This window comes from Mesorhizobium sp. WSM4847 (assembly GCF_055811335.1).
This window is the reverse complement of the sequence record NZ_JBVVPY010000002.1, coordinates 307,027-322,535: the sequence shown is the minus strand read 5'-3', so window position 1 is coordinate 322,535 and position 15,509 is coordinate 307,027. Positions and strand designations below refer to the sequence as shown.

Genomic DNA, 15,509 nt, shown 5'->3' with positions numbered 1-15,509 from the left:
TTAGCGCTCCTTCACCTTGTTCAGGTATTTGACGTAGATGTTGGTGATCGCCAGGATCATGATCAGCACGATGTAGGCGAGCGCGCAGGAGCGCCCGGTCTGCCATTCCTGGAACGCCATCTTGTAGAGCCGGATCGAGATCACCTCGGTGGTCGGCTGGCTGGTCAGGATGTAGGCGAGATCGAATGTCTTGAACGCCTCCATGGTGCGAAAGATGATCGCGATCATCAGGATCGGCGCGACCAGGGGCAGCGTAATGCGAAAGAAGGTATAGAACGACCCGGCGCGGTCGATCGCGGCCGCCTCGTAGAGGTGCTTCGGCACCGCCGACAGGCCGGCGAGCGACAGCAGCATGACGAACGGCGACCACATCCAGATGTCGGTGATGGCAACCGCGTAGAGCGCCATGTCGGGGTTGGACAGCCACTCGAAGGAGCCGAGGCCGAGCGTATAGTTGATGATGCCGAAGGACGGATCGTAGAGCAGTTTCCAGAACAGGCCGACGACAGCCATCGACAGCATCATCGGCAACAGCAGCAGTGTCGTCAGCAGGCCCTTCAACGGGATATCCCGGTTGAGCAGCAACGCCACGCCGAAGCCGACGATGACCTGGCCGACCACGGAGACGATGACATATTTGGCGGTGATGGCGAAATTCGACCAGATGAACGGGTCGTTGAGCAGCTCGCGGTAATTCTGCAGTCCGACGAAATTGGCCGCCGCGGGGCTCGACGCGCGGAAGTCGGTGAACGAATAGCCAAGCGAATAGAGCAGTGGAAAGATGTTGAAGACGATCAGGAAAACGATCGTCGGAATGATGAAGAGATTGCGGATCGTAAGGTCGCTCATGCCGCGGGCGGCGGAGCGCGAGTTGGGATCCAGGGTGGTCATGACTGCAGTGGCCAAGGCCCGTTCCTTCCTTGTCCGGAAAAGAAAACGGAAGGGGCGGGCTCCCGCCCCCTCCGAGCGTTAATGCCGTTTACTTCACGCGGTTGTATTTCTTGAACGTTGCGTTCCAATCCGCGGCGAGCGCATCGAGCACTTCCTTGGCCGTGCCCTGATTGCCGGTGATGTAGGGATAGACGCGTTGGTTCATCTGGATGAGCAGCTCGGCATATTCCGGCGTCGCCCAGAAGTCCTTCACCTTGAACATGGTTTCGTAGAAGGCCTTGTTGTATGGCGTGGCGTTCTGGAATTCAGGCGACTCGAGCACTTTGGCACTTGCCGTGTAACCGCCGAGTTCCGCCCATTTCTTCTGCGTCTCGTCCTTGATGAACCATTCCAGGAACTTCATCGCCTCTTCCTGATTCTGCGAATAGGAGACGACGGAGATGCCCTGGCCCCCGAGCGCGGCGAACTGATCGCCGTTCGGTCCTGGAGGGTTGGCGAAGAAGCCGGTGGCCCTGGCATTCGGATTGGAGGCTTCGTTGATGAGCGCCGGGAAGAAAGCGAAGTAGTTCATGCTCATCGCCGCCAGGTTCTCGGTGATCGCCTGGTTGTCCTCGATGAAGAAGCTCTTGGCCCAACCAGGAGGGGTGAAGGAATAGAGCTCCTTGTAGGCCTCGAGCGCCTTGACGTTCTGCTCGGAGTTGATGATCCCGTCGACCTTGTAAGTGGCATAGTCGCCAAGCTCGCCGCCGAAGGAGAAGATGGCGTTCTCGACGCCCATCACCAGAGCGTCGTAGGAGTTATCGGTGTAGATGGCGACGCCGTAGCGCTTCTCGTCGGGACGGTGGAAGAATTCGGCGATGTCGCGTAGCTGCTTCCAGTCCTTCGGCACGCCGAGATCGTAGCCGTACTTGGCCTTGAAGGCCTCCATCTCCTTCGGATCTTCGAACCAGTCCTTGCGATAGGACCAGCCGACCGCGTCGCCCTCGGCCGGAATCGACCAGTATTTGCCGGAGTTTGATGGATATTCGGCGTAGTATTTCACCGTCGCCGGCGCCATCACTTCCTTCAGGTTGTGCTTGTTGAAGAAGTCGGTGAGGTCGACATAGTGACCGGCCTCGGAGGCGGCGCCGATCCACTGGGAATCGCCGACAACCATGTCGTAGGCGCTGCCCTTGGCGTTGAATTCGGTGAACGCCTTGGTCTGGAAATCCCCCCACGGCGTCGTCTCGACCGTGACCTTCACGCCGCTCTCGGCCTCGTAAAGGTTGACGAGTTCCTGCAAATAGTTCGCCGGATCCCATTCAGCCCAGAATATGGTGAGTTCCTTATCCTGCGCGTAGACGGACGTTCCGCAGGCGAGCACTAAGCCGATACCAGCAAGCATGCTGGCCATTGTCTTGCGCATGATGATTTCCTCCCTTGTGCGCATTCTACCGTATCATCCGAGCCGGCGGCGAGGCCGGCCCTGGTAGTTCCTTCCGTGATGGCGCCGTTCCGGTTTTCGAGCCTCCTCGCCCAACCGGAAATGGATCGCAGCCCTCACTTTCGACCCGCTATATCGTCCTGATCTGGTATTACCAATTTCGGACGCACGTCAAGCTCTTTCTTGGACGATGGCAGGGCCTCAGACAAGCAGATTCCAGCAACATCTGTCTGTTTTTCTTAAATTTTCCTACTCGTTGATACGCAAGACCCTTGTTCGCGCTACGAAACGCCGACTATTGTCAGTAGTAGGCATCCCCATCTGGTCGAACCAGATCGATACTATTCCGCAGCTGTCGCCGGCGCAGGTCTGTTTCCTCCAGCCATCGATTCCATCACTGCAGCCCGCACCAGCGCGCCGGCTGCCCATTGCGCTACCGACATCATCTTGCGGCTGTCCAGTCCCCATATATCCTTCAGCACGATCAGCACTTCGACGCCGAAGATCAGCGACAGGGCCTGTGCCAGGCGCTTGAATTCGCGTGGCGGCAGCCGGTGCTTGAGCGGTGCGATCGCGTCTTTGAGCAGATCGATGCGATGGCCGCGCGTGAAGGCCGGCTCGCCGTCCAGCGTGCCGGCCTGCCGCCGCGCCCACTGGTCGAGCGACAGCTTCAGCGCCGCCTTGAACGTCGCCTCGAAGGCTTCGATGCGTGGCATGGCCGTGTCGAACAGTTCGACGACGCGGCGCTCGGGATCGGCCGAGGCCGACTTCCAGGTGAGGATCGGCCCGAGCCCTTCGTCGACCACCGCCTGCACCAGCGCCGCCTGGCTTGGAAAGTACCGATAGGCGGTGGCGCGGGAGACTTCCGCCGCTTCGGCGACCTCGCTGACCGAGGGCGTGGCGCCCGCCTGCATCAGCCTTGTCGCCGTCTCCAGCATCAACCGCCTTGTGCGGGCGCGCGCCCCGCGCGCCGCTCCTGAACCGTCGTCGGGCACTGTCGCTGGTTGACGTGAGACATTCATATCAATATGATACGCACGTCTCAAAAAATTGCAATGGCCTTTCGCGCTGCCGAACGGCCGGGGCAAAAGAGCGGCCGGCAACTACGCCGAGTGCGCCTTGAACCGGGGAAACGCAATGAAGCGCGTCTATGTGGTGGGCACCGCCGACACCAAGGGTGAGGAACTCGCCTTTCTGGCTGATGCGGTCGCCGCCACCGGTGCTGCTGTCACCCGCGTCGACGTCGGAACGCGCAACGCGACCGTGCCGGTCGATGTCTCGGCCGAAGAGGTCGCCGGCCACCATCCCGGTGGCAGCACTGCCGTGCTGGGCGTCGACGACCGCGGCACCGCGGTCGCGGCAATGGCCATCGCCTTCACCCGGTTTGTCCAGTCGCGCACCGATATATCAGGAGTGATCGGTATCGGCGGTGGTGGCGGCACTTCGATCATCACGTCAGGTATGCGCGCGCTGCCGCTCGGCCTGCCCAAGATCATGGTCTCGACGCTCGCCTCGGGCGACACCGCGCCTTATGTCGATGTCTCCGACATCGTCATGATGCCGTCGGTGACCGACATGGCCGGCTTGAACCGGCTGTCTCGCGTGGTGCTGCACAACGCCGCCCAGGCGATATCAGCCATGGCTGCGAAACCGGCGCCGCCGCCCGACGGCAAACCATCGATCGGGCTCACCATGTTCGGCGTGACCACGCCGTGCGTGACTTCGATCGCCGACGAGCTTCGTTCGACCTATGACTGCATGGTCTTCCATGCCACCGGCACCGGCGGCCGCACCATGGAGAAGCTGGCCGACAGCGGCTTGCTGTCCGGCGTCATCGACATCACGACGACAGAAGTCTGCGACCTCCTGTTTGGCGGCGTTCTGCCGGCAACCGAAGACCGTTTCGGCGCGATCGCCCGCACGAAGTCGCCCTATGTCGGCTCGGTCGGCGCGCTCGATATGGTGAATTTCTGGGCGCCGCCGACCATTCCGGAACGCTATAGCGGGCGGCTGGTTTACGAGCACAATCCGAACGTGACGCTGATGCGCACGACGCCTGACGAAAGCCGCAGAATCGGCGAATGGATCGGCGCCAAACTGAGCCTCTGCGAGGGTCCGGTCCGGTTCCTCATTCCCGAAAAAGGCGTTTCGGCGCTCGACATCGAAGGCGGCGCCTTCTTCGACCCTGAAGCCGATGCAGCACTCTTCGAGGCCATCGAGCGCACGATCATGCCGGATAACACACGTCGCGTCATCCGCTTGCCGCTGCACATCAACGATCCCGAATTCGCCAAGGCTGCGGTTGCGGCTTTTCTCGACATCGCCAGACAGTGAGAGACGAAGCCATGCCCGCCATACCGCGCAAGAAGATCCTGGAAAAGTTCCGCAAGATGATTGCCGGCGGCGTGCCGATCGTCGGCGGCGGCGCCGGCACCGGGCTGTCGGCCAAGGCCGAGGAGGCCGGCGGCATCGACCTGATCATCATCTACAATTCCGGCCGCTACCGCATGGCCGGCCGCGGCTCGGCTGCCGGCCTGCTCGCCTATGGCAACGCCAACGAGATCGTCAAGGAAATGGCCTACGAGGTGCTGCCGGTGGTGAAGAAGACGCCGGTGCTGGCCGGCGTCAACGGCACCGATCCCTTCGTCATCATGCCGCTGCTGCTGGCCGAGCTGAAGACGATGGGTTTTTCCGGCGTGCAGAACTTTCCGACCATCGGCCTGTTCGACGGCCAGATGCGGCAGAGTTTCGAGGAAACCGGCATGGGCTTCGGGCTCGAGGTCGACATGATCGCCGCGGCACACGATCTCGATCTCCTGACCACGCCCTATGTGTTCAACCCCGATGAGGCGCGCGCCATGACCAAGGCCGGTGCCGACATCGTCGTCGCTCATATGGGGGTGACCACCGGCGGTTCGATTGGCGCGACGTCGGCCAAATCGCTCGACGACTGCGTGACCGAGATCGACGCCATCGCTGAAGCGGCGCGTGCGGTGCGCAAGGATGTCATCCTGCTTTGCCATGGCGGGCCGATCTCGATGCCGGACGATGCCCGCTACATCCTCGAACGCTGCAAGGGCCTGCACGGCTTTTACGGGGCAAGCTCGATGGAGCGGCTGCCGGCGGAGGCGGCGATCGCCAGGCAGACTGCCGATTTCAAGGCGGTCACGCTGGAGCATCGGACCCAAAAGTGGGAACCGGTTTTGGGAAAATCCGATGCGCAAACAAAAAAAAGCGGTGCCAAGACGACCGCGAAGAAAAAGAAGGGATGAGACGATGACCGACAAGAGCAAGGTGTTTGTCTACCCGAAGGATGTCAGCGCCTTCGGCTTCGACTGGGGCAAGCTGTCGCTGACGGTGGCGCCCGAGGTGAACGGCGCCACGCGCTTTTCCGGCGGCGTCGTCGACCTGCCCTCCGGCAAGGGCCACACGCGCCACAACCATCCGGGTGCGGAAGAGATCATCTTCGTCATATCAGGCAATGGCGAGCAGATGGTCGAGGACGAGGACGGCAATCCGGTCGTCGAGAAGGTCGGCCCCGGCTGCACCATCTATGTGCCGGAAAGCCGCTTCCACTCGACACTGAACACCGGCGATGCGCCCATGCAGCTTTTCGTCGTCTATTCGCCGGCCGGGCCGGAACTGGCGTTGCGCGACCTGCCGGATTTCAGGCTGCTGCCGCCAGGCGGGAAATAGGCTCGGCTATGTCCTTCTTCGGCAGCGCCGCCCCTCATCTGGCTGCCGCCATCTTCTCCCCGTAAACGGGGAGAAGGACGCTGCCACCAATGGTTTCGCCAACCGCCAGCGTTGGCAGGAAGAGTGCCGGGGCCGCGCTCAGCTCCCTTCTCCCCGTTTACGGGGAGAAGGTGCCGGCAGGCGGATGAGGGGCAGCACCGTCATTCGCCTTATGAAGCGTCCCCCCGGTTCCAGCCCCTGCCCCGGTCGCCGAACATGACGTAGCCGCTATCGGTGACGGCCACCGTGTCCTCGAGCTTGATGAAGCCGCGCGTCGGGTGCAGCATCGTCGTCTCGACCGAGAGCACCATGTTTTTCTCCAGCGGTTTTTCGGCATAGGTGCCTTCATAGGTCACCGGATGGTTGGTCATCAGGAACGGCGCCTCATGGGTGATCAGCCCCATGCCGTGGGCGAAGAAATCGGTATAGGGCGCGACCTTTGACGCTTTCAGCACGCCTTCTGCGTGAGAAATCATGTCACCACCCAGCGTGCCGGAGCGTACCTTGGAAAAGGCCGCCTGCTGCACCGCCTCGACTTCGGCCAACAGATCCTCGAATTCGGCATCCGGCTCGCCGAGAATGCCCATGCGACAGAGGTCGCCGATATAGCCGTGATAATTGCCGCCGGAATCGATCGACATCACCTCGCCCGTCTTCCAGGCCTGCGGCGAGCCGGCGCGGTTGTGGCTGGCGCCGAGCGTCAACAGGCAATACTCGAAATGCGCGCCGCGATTGGTCTCCTCGCGCCGCAGCTGCTCGATGATCTCGGTCTTGGTCGTGCCTTCGCGCGCCCAGGCAATGGTCGCCAGCATGGAATCGGTGATCAGTTCAGAGGCGATGCGCAGCTTCTCCAGCTCCGCATCCGTCTTGATCGCCCGCATCCGCTCCAGCATATCGGTCGCATCGACAAGCCTTGCATCCGGCAGCGCCTTGCGGATCAGCGTGTAGGCATCCGACGGCAGGAAGGCCGGCTCGATGCCGATGCGGGCGTCGCCCTTGCCGATTTTCGCCAGGTGCTCGACCGCGAGATTGGCGGCGTCGAGCGTGCCCCAGCAGGCGGCGTGCAAAGTCGGCGTCCAGAACGGGTTGTTCTGGTGCTCGGCGCCCTCCATGCGGTTGCCGATATAGGCGGCGTGGTCCGGGCCGCCCTTCTCGTAGACGACAACAGGCAGATAGCGGCTGTGGCCGATCGCATCCATGGCAGCGAAGAAGATGAACTTGTAGCCGCCAAGCAGATACTGCGTGTTGTGCTTGGAGGTGGCGAGCAGCACATCGATGCCGGCTTCCTCCATCAGCCGGTCGACCCTGGCATGGTCGAATGGGATGGTGCTGACGGCATTCTTACCCGGAACGACGTTCATCTTTCTCTCTCCCTGAATTCCCTGGCCGGCCGATCGGATCGCGGCAGTCCCCAGTCTGGTCTTACGAGACAAGTCTGGTCTTACGAGACAAGTCTGGTCCTACCAGATAAGGTCGGATTGAACCGCTTCCTTGTAACTGGTCCAGCGGACAAAATTTTCAAAGCCACATGAGGATGCGCCAAATCCGTCTCTGGCGAAACCCTCGGCAAGGCTCATAATCACCCTTGCAAGGATGCCGTCCGGTGTCCGAGGGTAGTGGCCACCCGGGCCGAATGGCTGAGAGGGACGGAGTTCGATCATGTCAGAGGTCACAATTTCCAGACGCAGCGTGCTTGCCGGTTCGGCACTGCTGCTGGCTTCGACGGCGCTGCCGACGATCGGCTGGGCACAGACGCCGAAGAAAGGCGGGCGGCTGGTCGTCGCCGCCGATTCCGAGCCGCGCAACCTCAACCCGGCGATCGTCGCGTCCAACGGCGTCTTCTTCATTTCGAGCAAGATCATGGAACCGCTGGCCGAGGCGTCCTTTGACGGCAAGGACGGGCTCGACCCGCGCCTGGCGACAAGCTGGGAGGGCGCCGCGGACGGCTTGTCGGTAACGTTCAAATTGCGCGAGGGCGTCAAATGGCATGACGGCAAACCCTTCACCTCCGCCGACGTCGCGTTCTCGGCGCTGCAGATCTGGAAGCCGCTGCAGAATCTCGGCCGCACCGTATTCAAGGATCTGGAGGCGGTCGACACGCCAGACGAACTGACGGCGGTTTTCAAATTCGCCAAACCGACACCATTCCAGCTGATCCGCAACGCCTTGCCGGCGCTGACTAGCGTGGTACCGAAGCACATCTACGAGACGGGAAAGATCGAGGAGAACCCGGCCAACAACGCACCTGTCGGCACCGGCCCGTTCAAATTCGCCGAACACAAGCCAGGCGAATATTACCGGCTGGAGAAGAATGGGGACTATTGGGGCAAGGACCAACCTTACCTCGACGAGATCATATACCAGGTGCTGCCCGACCGCACCTCGGCGGCAAGCGCGCTTGAGGCCGAAGAGATCCAGCTCGCCGCCTTTTCCGTGGTGCCGCTGGCCGATCTCGACCGCATCTCAAAAGTGCCTGGCCTCAAGGTGATCACCAAGGGTTATGAGGCGCTGACTTATCAGCTCGTCGTCGAAATCAATCATCGCCGCAAGGAGCTGGCCGACGTGAAGGTGCGCCAGGCGATCGCCCACGCCATTGACAAGGATTTCGTCGTCAAGACGGTGTTCCTCGGCTATGCCGCCACCGCCACCGGCCCGGTGCCGAAAAACGATCCGCAGTTCTATACGGCCGATGTGCCGACCTATGCCTTCGACGTGGCCAAGGCCAACGCTCGGCTCGACGAAGCCGGCTACAGCAGGGGTGACGACGGCAAGCGCTTTTCGCTGAAGCTGCTGCCGGCGCCCTATTTCAACGAGACCAAGCAGTTCGGCGACTATCTGCGCCAGGCGCTCGCCGCCATCGGCATCGACGCCCAGCTGGTCAACAACGACTCGGCCGCGCACATCAAGGCCGTCTACACCGACCACGCCTTCGACCTTGCAGTCGGGCCGCCGGTGTTCCGCGGCGATCCGGCGATCTCGACCACCATCCTGGTGCAGAGCGGCATCCCGGACGGCGTGCCGTTCTCCAACCAGGGCGGCTACAAGAACGACGAACTCGACGCCCTCGTCGCCAAGGCGTCCGAGACGCTCGACCCCGCCGCGCGGACGGAGCTTTACAAGGAGTTTCAAAAAAAGGTCGCAGCCGACCTGCCGCTGATCAATGTCGCCGAATGGAGCTTCATCAGCGTTGTCAGAGACACGGTGGGGAATGTCGCCAACAACCCGCGCTGGGCGGGGTCGAACTGGGCGGACACCTGGCTGAAGGGGTGAGCTGCGGGTTAATTGAGATTGACCTTCGCCAATAGGTGAAGTTGGTAATGTCCGTGCTCGACGATACCCCCCTCTGTCCTGCCGGACATCTCCCCCTCAAGGGGGGAGATTCGCTTGCTTTGGCGACGGCCCTTCCCTCAGCAACGTTTGCGATTGGCGCCACGGCTAGTGACGGCCAATCTCCCCCCTTGAGGGGGAGATGTCCGGCAGGACAGAGGGGGGTGCCTAGGCTCGGCATTTCTCAGGATCGGCATACCGCCAAGCAGCCGGCGCCGCCATGACCCGCGCGCTTCTCCTCCTTCGCCGTCGCCTCGTCGGCAGTGTCTTCGTGCTGCTGCTTGTCGTGATCGGCACTTTCCTGTTGCTGGAAGCCGCCCCCGGCGACGCGGTCGACGCCTACATCGTCTCGACCGGCGGCGACGCCGGCATGATCGAACTGCTGCGCCATCGCTGGGGCCTCGACCAGTCGGCGTTGACGCGGCTAGCGACCTATCTCTGGGCGCTGCTGCATCTCGACCTCGGCCAGTCGGTGACCTTCTCGCGGCCAATCCGCGACGTCATCCTCGAGCGCCTGCCCAACACGCTGCTGTTGATGGGCAGCGCCACCGCGCTCTCCTTCGGCCTCGGTTCGGCGCTCGGCATCTATGCCGGCGCCAGGCCCGGCGGCTTTCGCGACCGCTTGCTGTCGATCGGCTCGCTGGCGCTCTATGCCGTTCCCGGCTTCTGGCTCGGGCTGGTGCTGATCATCGTCTTTGCCGTCGACCTGCGCTGGTTCCCGATCGGCGGCATCGAGAGCATCGCGTCGGGCAAGACCGGCCTTGACCGCGCGGCCGATATCACCCGCCATCTCGTGCTGCCGGTGTCGGCACTCGGCTTCATCTATCTGGCACTCTATCTGCGCATGATGCGCGCCGGCATGGCCGAGGTCTGGCGGCAGGATTTTGTCCTCGCCGCCCGCGCCAAAGGGCTCTCCCGCCGCCGCATCGTGCTCGCCCACGTCGCCCGCAACGCGCTGTTGCCGTTGGTCACCATGCTCGGCCTGCAATCGGCGCAGATGCTCGGCGGCAGCGTCGTCATCGAAAGCGTCTTTTCGGTACCCGGCCTTGGCCGGCTGGCGCAGGAGGCGGTGGCAGCGCGCGACACGCCGCTGCTGCTCGGCATCATCCTGGTCAGCGCCGTTCTGGTCATCGCCATCAACCTTCTCGTCGACATTGCCTACGCCTTCCTCGATCCGCGCGTCGGCGCCAGCGAGGCCGGTGCGTGAGCCGGCTTCGCCGCTTTCTTCGCACGCCGGAAGCGGTCGCCGGCGCGATCATCCTGGTAGCGTTGTTCGCCATGGCGCTGACAGCGCCTTTGTTCTTTCCCGGCGACCCGCAGGCCATTGCCGGGCCGGCATTGCTGCCGCCCTTTCAGGACTGGTCGCTGCCGCTCGGCACCGACCGGCTCGGCCGCGACGTGCTGGCCGCGCTTCTCCACGGCGCCCGCACCTCGCTGGCGGTCGGGCTGGCGGCAGCGGCAGCAGCCCTTGCCGTCGGCGCGATGGTCGGCACGCTGGCCGGCCTTGCCGGCGGTCTCGTCGACGAAGTGCTGATGCGCATTACCGACGCCTTCCAGACCGTGCCGAGCTTCCTGCTGGCGCTGGCTTTCGTCAGCGTCGTCGGGCCGTCGCTCGGCGTCGTCGTCGCGGCGATCGCGCTCGGCGCCTGGACGGGGCCGGCGCGCGTTGCGCGCGCCGAAGTGCTGTCGATCCGCGAGCGCGATTTTGTCGCCGGCGCCCGTGTCATCGGCATGCATCCGCTGGAGATCGCCTTTCGCGAAGTGCTGCCCAACGCTTTGCCGCCGGTGCTGGCGCTGTCGTCGGTGATCGTCGCCGCCGCGATCCTCACCGAGGCGGCACTTTCGTTTCTCGGCCTCGGCGACCCCAACCGCGTGACCTGGGGCGGCATGATCGCCGAAGGCCGCGCCGTGCTGCGCACCGCGCCCTTTTTGTCGATCATTCCGGGCATAGCACTCGTGCTGACCGTGCTCGGCGTCTATCTCGCCGGCGAAGGCGTCGTCGAGACGACGGCGGTGAGAAGGAGCCTGTCATGACGGCGCTGCTTTCGATCCGCGATTTGACGGTGACCTATCGCCGCGACGGCAGCGAGGTGGCGGCGCTGAACCATGTCAGCCTCGATGTCAGCGCCGGCGAGCGCTTCGCTATCATTGGCGAGAGCGGCTCGGGCAAGAGCACGCTGGCGCTGGCCGTCGCCGGGTTGCTGCCGAGGTCTTCCAAGGTTGGAGGCTCGATCGAGTGGTTTTTGCCATCCTTTGGTGCCAAGGCACCCCCCAGGGTGGGGGGGGGGGGGGGGGGGGGGGGGGGGGGGGGGGGGGGGGGCGGCCCCCCCCCCCCCCCCCCCCCGCTACGGCCTGCGCCTACATCTTGCCCCACATTTTCTTGTATTCGTCGCGATAGCCATTGTCGGGGTCGAAGCTGTTCTTCGGCCCGCCGTCGAATTCGACGTTGTCTGCGGTCACGACGTGGAGCGGCGAAAGATAGCCGGACCATTTTACACCGGCGATCGCGCGGTTCAGCTCGTCGACCAGTTGCCAGCCCTGCAGGTTGAGCGGTTCGGCCACCGTCACCTTCTGGAACTGGCCGGCGCGGATGCGTTGATAGGCCGATTCCGAGCCGTCGCCGGCGGCGACATTGATCGGCGCGTCGGTGCCCGTCTTGCCGGCTGCCGCGAGCGAGGGGCCCATGAAGTCGAAATAGAGATCGTTGATGGCCAGCGAATGCGTCCAGCTGTCGCCATACTTCTGCAGCAGTGAGGTCGTCAGCTGCGGCATGCGCTGCGACGTTTCGGCGATAGGCGTATCGACATATTCGAGCACGGTCCCGCCGAGCTTCTCGAGTTCTTCCTTCATCCGATCGGCCTTTGCGATGGCTATCGCATAAGTGGAATCGGTGAATATCACGACTCCGGGTTTTCCTTTGGCGTCTGCGTAGGCCCAGTTCGCGGCCGCGGCTGAAACCTGCATGGCGTCGGTGGAGACATTGGCAAAGAGCCCGATCTTGTCGTCCGGGCCGATCGTCGGGCCGGCATGCCAGGCGACCATCGGAATGCCCGCGGCCTTGGCCTGCTCGATCGCCGGTGCCTGTTCGACCGCGTCGAAGCCGTTGATGATGATGCCGCTTGGCTGCAGCGCCATGGCCTGGCCGAAGGCGGCGGTACGGCCTCCGATCGATCCGGCGCCGTCGATTACCTTGACCTCCCAGCCGATCGCCTCGGCCGCCTCCTCGACGCCGGTCGTCACCCCAAGGATACCGCCATTCTTCAGGTCGCCGGCAAGAACGACGATTGTCTTGCCTTCCTGGGCCCTCGGGCCGGAGGTCGGGCCATCCCAGGCCGTAACTTTCTGGGCATATTTTTCGACGATCGCCATGGCGTCGGCCATCGCATCGGCCCGCGCCTGGTCGGCAAACATTGCCGGGGCCACGATGGCGACCGACAGCATTGCCACCGATGATTTCAAGAAATTCCTGCGCTGCATAACCTACCTCCCTGCTTTTGAGATCCTGATCGACTGTCCGGACTATTAGCTTCCGGACGGATTTGGCTTTCGCGGCAGTTTTGCCGCGGCGCCCCGTTTGCGCTGCGCGTATCCGGCAATGCCGATCGCGACGAGAAGCGTCACGCCGTTGAATAGAGGTTCAACGAAGAAGGAGCCGCCGAATTGCTGGATTCCGGAAATTCCGACGGCGAGGATGGCGACGCCAATCATCGTGCCCCAGACATTGACCCGGCCGGGTTTGATGGTGGTCGAGCCGAGGAACGCACCGACAAGCGCCGGCAGCAGATATTCAAGGCCGACGCTCGCCTGGCCGATGCGCAGCTTGGAAGCGAGCAGAACGCCCGTCAGTGCGGTGAGAAACCCCGATGAGACGAAAGCTCCGATGACGAAGCGCCGGACAGGAATGCCGTTGAGGGCAGCCGCCTTGGGATTGGCGCCGATCGCATAGACGTAGCGGCCGATCGGCAAATATTCCAGCACGATCCACAACGTGACGGCGATCGCCAGCACATAGAAGCCGGTGATCGGCAGGCCGAACAGCATGGTGCCATTGAGTGCATAGAACCCGTCGGGCAAGACACCGACCACCTGCCGCCCGCCGGTGTGCCAAAGGGCAAGCGCATAGAGCACGGTTCCCGTGCCGAGCGTGGCGATGAAGGAATCGATCCGGGCGACTTCAACGAGGAGCCCGTTCAGGAAGCCCGTACCGGCGCCGAGAAACAGGACGATCATCACGGCGAGGGGCCAGGGGATGCCCAGCATGGTCTGCAAGCTGATAGCGAGGATGTGCCACAATACTATTCCGTAGCCGACGGTCAGGTCGATGCGGCCCGAAGCCATCGGGATCATGGCGGCCAGCGACAGCAGTGCGATGATCGCCTTGTCGGAAACGATCCAGCGTAAATTGAGCAGTGTCGGGAACGTTTTCGGCAGCAGGATTGAGAACAGCACGATCAGCATAAGCGTGAGGATGACGAGGCCGTAGACCGGGACGAGCCTGATGAGCTTCTGCCGCGCCGGCAGGCCGGTCATTTCGCCCCGTGTCGGCTCGAGAGCGGTGGATTTGATGGATTGCATGGTCTTGCTCCGGGTCGGTCAGGCGGCTTCGGATGCCGATGCGGCGGTGATCACGGCGGATGTCGTGAGTTCATCGCCGGCGAGTTCGCGAACGATCTGCCCGCGGGAAAAGACCAGCGCCCTGTGGCAGATATGGGCGATCTCCTCGAAGTCGGTCGAAACAACGACGACGCCCAATCCGGCTTCGAGCGCCCGCCCGATCAGCCGGTAAATCTCGGCCTTCGCGCCGACATCGACGCCGGCGGTCGGGTCTTCGGCAATGAGCAGCTTGCGGCCGGTATGAAGCCAACGGCCGACGACGACCTTCTGCTGGTTGCCGCCGGACAGCGCCTCGATCGGCAGGTCCGGATCGTTGGGCCTGAGGCCGACCGTGTCGCCGATCGCCCGAGCAAGTGCCGCCTCCTTGTGGCCAGCGAGAAAGGAAAACAGGCTGCGCCTGGCCGCGCCCGGATTGATAAAAATGTTTTCGCGGATTGAGAGTGCAGCCGCGATCGACTCCTCGGTGCGATCGCGGGCGATGAGACCGACTCCGGCTTGCATCGCCGCAATGGGACTGGAGAGATCAGGCGTTTTGCCGTCGATGGAAATCTCGCCCGCAAAAGTTGTGCAGCCGAAGAGCGTCCGCCCGATGAGTTCCTGCCCGGCGCCGCGCAGCCCGACAAGGCCGAGCATTTCACCCCGGCGAACGTCGAAGGAAACCGGCCCGGCTCCCGCGCAAACCAGGTCGCGCACCGCGCAGATCGTCGCGCCCGCCTTGGTAGCCGCCTTGGCAAAGACCTGGCTCGCCGGTCGCCCAACGATCATTTCCACCAGTTCATCCGGCTTTGTGTCCGCTACCTTGTTCTGGCCGACCAGCTTCCCGTCCCGCAGCACGGCTACCTTGTCGGCGATGCGGAAAATCTCGTCGAGCCGGTGCGAAACATAGATCATGCCGACGCCGCGCTGCTTCAGCGGACGAAGCGCGTTGAACAATCGGTCGACCTCGTCGGCGGGAAGGCTCGCCGTCGGCTCGTCGAGCACGAGCACATCGGCTTCGGTTGCCAGCGCTCGGGCGATCGCGACGAGCGACTTTTCCGTCCGGGTGAGATCCTGGACCCGGGTCGTCGGATCGAAATCGCAACCAACGAGGCTGAGCGCGGCCTGAGCCCGCTCTTCCGTCGCGCGCCAGTCGATAAGGCCCGAGCGGAGCGAAAACCCCTGAGCCAGCCCGACATTCTCGCCGACAGACATCCATTCGATCAGCCCGAGATCCTGGTGGATGAAGGCAACCTGCTGGCGCTGGTTGGGACGCGGAGGCCGATGCTGATAGGGCTCGCCGCGAAACAGAATGCGTCCGCCATCCGGCCGGTGGATGCCGGCGAGCGTCTTGATGAGCGTCGATTTGCCGGCGCCGTTCTCTCCCAGCAGGGCGAGAATTTCGCCCTCATGCAAATCGAGCGATACGTCGGAAAGCGCGCGCGTGCCGCCGAACTCCTTGGTAATCGTCTGAAACTCGATCAGCTTGGTCCCGACCACGCACGCTCCTCCCAAAGGGTATGTTATCGATAACATATCCGGA

Annotated in this window: 13 protein-coding genes and 1 pseudogene; 7 read left to right on the top strand and 7 right to left on the bottom strand. The window is 63.2% G+C overall.

Going from position 1 to position 15,509, the window contains the following annotated elements:
- The 3 genes from AC0L28_RS04250 to AC0L28_RS04240 form a co-directional block, all read right to left on the bottom strand.
- Window positions 1-906 (bottom strand): carbohydrate ABC transporter permease, encoded by a 906-nt coding sequence (locus tag AC0L28_RS04250; RefSeq protein ID WP_027153143.1) that lies wholly within the window; start codon window positions 904-906, stop codon window positions 1-3.
- A gap of 73 nt (window positions 907-979) precedes the next feature.
- A complete protein-coding gene (locus tag AC0L28_RS04245) occupies window positions 980-2,296 on the bottom strand; it encodes an ABC transporter substrate-binding protein (RefSeq protein ID WP_473475733.1) in 1,317 nt (438 codons plus the stop codon).
- Window positions 2,297-2,655: 359 nt separating this feature from the next.
- Window positions 2,656-3,336: a TetR/AcrR family transcriptional regulator gene (locus AC0L28_RS04240; RefSeq protein WP_473475731.1), complete on the bottom strand. Its 681-nt coding sequence runs from the start codon at window positions 3,334-3,336 to the stop codon at window positions 2,656-2,658.
- A gap of 115 nt (window positions 3,337-3,451) precedes the next feature.
- Between AC0L28_RS04240 and AC0L28_RS04235 the strand changes: the two genes are divergently transcribed.
- Genes AC0L28_RS04235 through AC0L28_RS04225 form a run of 3 tightly spaced genes read left to right on the top strand, consistent with a single transcriptional unit; the run spans window position 3,452 to window position 6,010 of the window.
- Window positions 3,452-4,648 (top strand): Tm-1-like ATP-binding domain-containing protein, encoded by a 1,197-nt coding sequence (locus AC0L28_RS04235; protein WP_473475729.1) that lies wholly within the window; start codon window positions 3,452-3,454, stop codon window positions 4,646-4,648.
- An 11-nt stretch (window positions 4,649-4,659) separates the two neighbouring features.
- Window positions 4,660-5,586 carry a phosphoenolpyruvate hydrolase family protein gene (locus AC0L28_RS04230; RefSeq protein ID WP_473475726.1) on the top strand — a complete coding sequence of 309 codons (927 nt, stop codon included), beginning with the start codon at window positions 4,660-4,662 and terminating at the stop codon, window positions 5,584-5,586.
- 4 nt (window positions 5,587-5,590) lie between these two features.
- Window positions 5,591-6,010, top strand: coding sequence for a cupin domain-containing protein (locus AC0L28_RS04225; protein WP_287344163.1), 420 nt, complete (start codon window positions 5,591-5,593; stop codon window positions 6,008-6,010).
- Window positions 6,011-6,219: 209 nt separating this feature from the next.
- Here AC0L28_RS04225 and AC0L28_RS04220 read toward each other — a convergent pair whose 3' ends face one another.
- Window positions 6,220-7,410, bottom strand: a complete 1,191-nt coding sequence (locus tag AC0L28_RS04220) for a M24 family metallopeptidase (RefSeq protein ID WP_473475723.1) — start codon at window positions 7,408-7,410, stop codon at window positions 6,220-6,222.
- Between the two features lie 298 nt (window positions 7,411-7,708).
- Between AC0L28_RS04220 and AC0L28_RS04215 the strand changes: the two genes are divergently transcribed.
- From AC0L28_RS04215 to AC0L28_RS04200, 4 genes and pseudogenes are all read left to right on the top strand, one after another.
- Window positions 7,709-9,319 carry an ABC transporter substrate-binding protein gene (locus tag AC0L28_RS04215; protein WP_473475720.1) on the top strand — a complete coding sequence of 537 codons (1,611 nt, stop codon included), beginning with the start codon at window positions 7,709-7,711 and terminating at the stop codon, window positions 9,317-9,319.
- 277 nt (window positions 9,320-9,596) lie between these two features.
- Window positions 9,597-10,583, top strand: coding sequence for an ABC transporter permease (locus tag AC0L28_RS04210; protein WP_473475718.1), 987 nt, complete (start codon window positions 9,597-9,599; stop codon window positions 10,581-10,583).
- On the top strand, window positions 10,580-11,410 hold the full coding sequence (locus AC0L28_RS04205) for an ABC transporter permease (RefSeq protein ID WP_473475715.1): 831 nt from the start codon (window positions 10,580-10,582) through the stop codon (window positions 11,408-11,410). The genes AC0L28_RS04210 and AC0L28_RS04205 overlap by 4 nt, the downstream gene beginning before the upstream one ends.
- Window positions 11,407-11,655: pseudogene (locus AC0L28_RS04200) on the top strand (ATP-binding cassette domain-containing protein); the annotation flags it as partial. The gene AC0L28_RS04205 and the pseudogene AC0L28_RS04200, both read left to right, overlap by 4 nt.
- Before the next feature lie 79 nt (window positions 11,656-11,734).
- Here AC0L28_RS04200 and AC0L28_RS04195 read toward each other — a convergent pair.
- Genes AC0L28_RS04195 through AC0L28_RS04185 form a run of 3 tightly spaced genes read right to left on the bottom strand, consistent with a single transcriptional unit; the run spans window position 11,735 to window position 15,502 of the window.
- Window positions 11,735-12,853, bottom strand: coding sequence for an ABC transporter substrate-binding protein (locus AC0L28_RS04195; RefSeq protein WP_473475711.1), 1,119 nt, complete (start codon window positions 12,851-12,853; stop codon window positions 11,735-11,737).
- A gap of 45 nt (window positions 12,854-12,898) precedes the next feature.
- Window positions 12,899-13,951, bottom strand: a complete 1,053-nt coding sequence (locus tag AC0L28_RS04190; protein WP_473475708.1) for an ABC transporter permease — start codon at window positions 13,949-13,951, stop codon at window positions 12,899-12,901.
- A gap of 18 nt (window positions 13,952-13,969) precedes the next feature.
- Complete coding sequence (locus AC0L28_RS04185; protein WP_473475705.1) at window positions 13,970-15,502, bottom strand: sugar ABC transporter ATP-binding protein; 1,533 nt, start codon at window positions 15,500-15,502, stop codon at window positions 13,970-13,972.
- Window positions 15,503-15,509: the final 7 nt, after the last annotated feature.

Excerpts from the sequence above, each read along its gene's own strand:
- AC0L28_RS04245 (WP_473475733.1), bottom strand. The coding sequence starts at position 2,296 with ATGCGCAAGACAATGGCCAGCATGCTTGCTGGTATCGGCTTAGTGCTC.
- AC0L28_RS04240 (WP_473475731.1), bottom strand. The coding sequence starts at position 3,336 with ATGAATGTCTCACGTCAACCAGCGACAGTGCCCGACGACGGTTCAGGA.
- AC0L28_RS04235 (WP_473475729.1), top strand. The coding sequence starts at position 3,452 with ATGAAGCGCGTCTATGTGGTGGGCACCGCCGACACCAAGGGTGAGGAA.
- AC0L28_RS04230 (WP_473475726.1), top strand. The coding sequence starts at position 4,660 with ATGCCCGCCATACCGCGCAAGAAGATCCTGGAAAAGTTCCGCAAGATG.
- AC0L28_RS04225 (WP_287344163.1), top strand. The coding sequence starts at position 5,591 with ATGACCGACAAGAGCAAGGTGTTTGTCTACCCGAAGGATGTCAGCGCC.
- AC0L28_RS04220 (WP_473475723.1), bottom strand. The coding sequence starts at position 7,410 with ATGAACGTCGTTCCGGGTAAGAATGCCGTCAGCACCATCCCATTCGAC.
- AC0L28_RS04215 (WP_473475720.1), top strand. The coding sequence starts at position 7,709 with ATGTCAGAGGTCACAATTTCCAGACGCAGCGTGCTTGCCGGTTCGGCA.
- AC0L28_RS04210 (WP_473475718.1), top strand. The coding sequence starts at position 9,597 with ATGACCCGCGCGCTTCTCCTCCTTCGCCGTCGCCTCGTCGGCAGTGTC.
- AC0L28_RS04195 (WP_473475711.1), bottom strand. The coding sequence starts at position 12,853 with ATGCAGCGCAGGAATTTCTTGAAATCATCGGTGGCAATGCTGTCGGTC.
- AC0L28_RS04190 (WP_473475708.1), bottom strand. The coding sequence starts at position 13,951 with ATGCAATCCATCAAATCCACCGCTCTCGAGCCGACACGGGGCGAAATG.
- AC0L28_RS04185 (WP_473475705.1), bottom strand. The coding sequence starts at position 15,502 with ATGTTATCGATAACATACCCTTTGGGAGGAGCGTGCGTGGTCGGGACC.